General features: G+C 72.1%; 4 protein-coding genes. 1 reads left to right on the forward strand and 3 read right to left on the reverse strand.

Translation table 11 applies throughout. The features are described 5' to 3' along the window. Positions 1–274: 274 nt before the first annotated feature. The gene (locus FV230_RS26855) at positions 275–1,345 is read right to left on the reverse strand and encodes a DUF2865 domain-containing protein (RefSeq protein WP_246695025.1); all 1,071 of its coding nucleotides are present in this window, start codon (positions 1,343–1,345) and stop codon (positions 275–277) included. Between the two features lie 176 nt (positions 1,346–1,521). On the opposite strand from FV230_RS26855, the gene FV230_RS26860 reads away from it, so the two are divergent. Beyond that, the gene (locus FV230_RS26860) at positions 1,522–2,049 is read left to right on the forward strand and encodes a CreA family protein (protein ID WP_147844549.1); all 528 of its coding nucleotides are present in this window, start codon (positions 1,522–1,524) and stop codon (positions 2,047–2,049) included. A gap of 55 nt (positions 2,050–2,104) precedes the next feature. Here FV230_RS26860 and FV230_RS26865 read toward each other — a convergent pair whose 3' ends face one another. Together FV230_RS26865 and FV230_RS30410 are read right to left on the reverse strand one after the other, a co-directional pair. Further along, entirely contained in the window at positions 2,105–2,455 is a 351-nt protein-coding gene (locus FV230_RS26865; protein WP_147729418.1) for a hypothetical protein, read from the reverse strand. A 77-nt stretch (positions 2,456–2,532) separates the two neighbouring features. Further along, positions 2,533–2,758, reverse strand: a 226-nt coding sequence (locus FV230_RS30410) for a hypothetical protein (protein ID WP_210248662.1), incomplete at its 5' end; no start/stop codon positions are given.

A 2,758-nucleotide genomic window follows, 5' to 3' on the forward strand; every position in this document is an offset into this window, starting at 1 on the left:
CGCCACCCCGCCCGCCGGGACCTTCGCCGCCGCGCGGCCCGCGCTCGTCGGGGCCGCCTTGCGCCAGGAGGATCGTGCCGGAGGCGCCGTCCTGCCGGTCGAAGGCCGGTGCGGCGAGGACGAGCCCGGGCAGCATCGTGCCGGTCAGGAGGAGCAGGCGGAGTGTCCGCATTCGGTCGGCCTCGAGGATCGTGTAAAAGGCCGAACCGAACCCCTCAGGCGCCGGATGGTTCCGAAATTCCGGTTCCGGTTTCCCGCGTCCGGGCGCCGCCGCTCAGGGGGCGGGCGCCTTCGCCGGCACGAGCCGATCGAGGGCGATGACGCGCACCGTGCGCTCGGCGGTGCCGGTCGTCGACGGCTCGGTCGAGAGGTCCGGCGCGGGCTTCGGCGCCATCTCGACGGGCAGGCCCGAGCGCTCGGCGGCGTCGGCGGCCAGCACCGCGGCGGTCTTGTCGGCGCGGCCGACCAGGGTGAGGCGGACCTTCGGGGCCGGGCGCGACAGCGCCTCCGCCTGCATCGGCGTGACGAAGATGTCGCCCTTGTGCCGCACCAGCATGCTCTCGGCCTTCACCAGCGACTGCGCCCAGGTCCTGTCGGCGGGCTTGCACGAGCAGTTCGGCACGAAGGTCTTGCGGAACTTGAACGCGTTGGCGAGCGAGACGTAGGCCTTGCCGCCCTTCACCGTCGCGGCCGACTTCAGCGCCTCGTCGCCGTAGGGCATCGAGTAGGCTGCCGCCTCGGTGCCGGGGCAGAGCGCCTGGCACATCTCGTCGGCGCCGTTGCGGCCCTCGGGCAGGTTGCGCATCGGAAAGTAGGCGCCGTCGCAGGTGCGCACGCAGATCACCTGCGCGCCACCGCGGGCATAGGCTTCGCCGGTGGCGGGGTCGACGCGCGCCGTATCGGCGCAGGACGCGGCGATCAGGCCCTGCAGCTGGCGGCGGCGGGCGCCGCTGTCGTCGATCGCCGCGCCGCCGTAGGTGGCGTTGAGCGCGCGGATGCGCTGCTCGACCGCGCCGCATTGCGGGGGCCGCGTGTCGAAGAACAGGAAGGTGCCGCCCTCGCAGCTCAGGGAGCGGTGATAGGCCTCGAGCCGGCCGATCTCGCTCTGGAGCGCGCGCACCATGCTGGCGCCGTTGCCCAGGCTCGCCAGCTCGGACCGGTAGCGCAGGCAGGCCGCGCTCGGCAGGTGGCTCTGGCTCGGAACGCTTGCCTGGGTCGGAAGCGGGGACTGGCTCGGCTCGGGAGACGGCGCCTGGGCCTGCCCGGCCGCGACCGCGCCGAGCCACAGCGCGAGGATCGCGAGCGGGCGGCGGAGCGGGCGAAAGGTGTGGCGCATCGACGGCATGGCGAACGATCGGGGGTTCGGCGCAGGGCGGGAGGGGAGCTGTGCGGTCCGCCGCGTCGTGGAGAGTGGCGCCGGCGAGCGAAGCACCGGCGGGCTTAACTTTTTTAAACGCCCTCGCGCATCGGCGACACCCCTCCTACATGCCCGCGGTGACACAAGCGGGGGAATGGCGGACGATGTTGCTTCGGGGTCTCACACGCGGCGCGCGGGCCGTGCTGTTCCTGTCCGCGCTGGCGGGCCTCACCGGCGCCGCCGCGGCGCAGGAACCCGACCGGATCTTCGACAAGTCGACGGTCTGGCGCCCGCTCACGCCCAACGACAAGCTCGTGGTCTACGGCGTCGACGACCCGCTCGTGAGCGGCGTCGCGTGCTGGTACACCCAGCCGGAGAAGGGCGGCATCAAGGGCACGCTCGGGCTGGCCGAGGACGTCTCCGACATCTCGCTCGCCTGCCGCCAAGTCGGGCCGGTGCAGTTCACCGGCAAGTTCGGCCAGGGCGAGGTGGTGTTCAGCGAGCGCCGCTCGCTGATCTTCAAGTCGATGCAGATCGTGCGCGGCTGCGACGCCAAGCGCAACACGTTGATTTACATGGTCTATTCCGACAAGGTGATCCAGGGGTCGCCCAAGAACTCGACCTCGAGCGTGCCGCTGATGCCCTGGGGCACCGAGCCGCCGCCGAAATGCGGCGCGTTCCTGAAGGGGTGACGCGCACGCGTCCCTCCCCCCTCTGCGGGGGAGGGGGCACGCTGCGGGGAACCCCTCAATCCTGGCAGGTGATGCGGATCGGGCGGTCGGCCGGCTTGGTGACGGGGAGGTCGACGGCGCCGGTGTATTCCTCGGCGGCCGCGATTCCGTAGGCGTTGGCGGTGGCGTAGCCCTGCGCCTCGCACCAGGCGTTGGCGACGACCTGGCCGCACTCGCTGCCGGGGCTGGTCAGGCACTCGCCGACGCCGTAGCCGTCGCTCGACGGGATCAGGAAGGTCTTCTCGACATGGGGCGCGCCCTTGCCGGCCGGGGTCTCGCCGTCGCCGGCGGCCATCGCGCCGTGGGCGATCGTGACGAGGAGGGCAGCGGCAGCGAGTGCACCGAATCCGGCAGCCGAGCGTCGCATGGATACGTCCTTGTTCAGGGGATGCCCCGGTTCAGGGTCTGGCGTGCGGGTTGAAGTCGCGGGCGGGAATTCGACGGTCAAAATCCGACGGCGGGGTAAACAAAGGCTTTCCGGCGCCGATTGGATTTCCGTGCCCGGACCCGATTGCGCCGCCCGAGCCGGCGCGCCGCCGCGCCGGTCTCGAATTCTTGACGGATTTCGGGTAGCCCGATCCGGGCCTTCGGACCGTCGCCGATCCGCAACACGGGTCGGCGCGAAGCCGGCGGCATTGCGGCGGGCCGGGTCGCGCGGAGCCCCGTCCGC

This window comes from Methylobacterium sp. WL6, from assembly GCF_008040095.1.
Lineage (GTDB): Bacteria > Pseudomonadota > Alphaproteobacteria > Rhizobiales > Beijerinckiaceae > Methylobacterium.

Coding starts and splice junctions, on each gene's coding strand:
- FV230_RS26855 (WP_246695025.1), bottom strand. CDS start 1,345: ATGCCGTCGATGCGCCACACCTTTCGCCCGCTCCGCCGCCCGCTCGCG.
- FV230_RS26860 (WP_147844549.1), top strand. CDS start 1,522: ATGTTGCTTCGGGGTCTCACACGCGGCGCGCGGGCCGTGCTGTTCCTG.
- FV230_RS26865 (WP_147729418.1), bottom strand. CDS start 2,455: ATGCGACGCTCGGCTGCCGGATTCGGTGCACTCGCTGCCGCTGCCCTC.